The 319-nt window shown below is 62.1% G+C and carries 1 protein-coding gene; it reads left to right on the top strand.

Annotation, left to right across the window (positions count from 1 at the left end):
• On the top strand, window positions 1–319 hold a 319-nt coding region (locus SB816_RS30580), incomplete at both ends, for an ATP-binding protein (protein ID WP_410548062.1).

Here is a 319-nt window from a genome sequence, read left to right as displayed (position 1 = left end):
ACGAACCGCCGCGCATCGTCGGTGACCTGCTTCAGTCGGAGATCGCCGAGAAGCAAGCGCGCTCCATCAAATACCAAATCACCGTCGCCAAACTGCCGCTGGCCAAGGACATCGACGACTTCGACTTCACCGACACGCCGGTCAACGAAGGCCTGGTGCGCCAACTCGCAACCGGGGCCTTCCTCGCCGAGCAGCACAATATCGTTCTGGTCGGCGGAACCGGCACGGGAAAGTCTCACCTGTCCATCGCCCTTGCTCGTGCTCTGATCCGCAATGGCGCACGCGGCCGCTTCTTCAACGTCGTCGACCTCGTCAATCG

It is taken from the genome of Achromobacter sp. SIMBA_011 (genome assembly GCF_046535435.1).
GTDB lineage: Bacteria > Pseudomonadota > Gammaproteobacteria > Burkholderiales > Burkholderiaceae_B > Achromobacter > Achromobacter dolens.
Note: the sequence above shows the minus strand (reverse complement) of the source record. Positions and strands in the feature narration are given on the sequence as shown.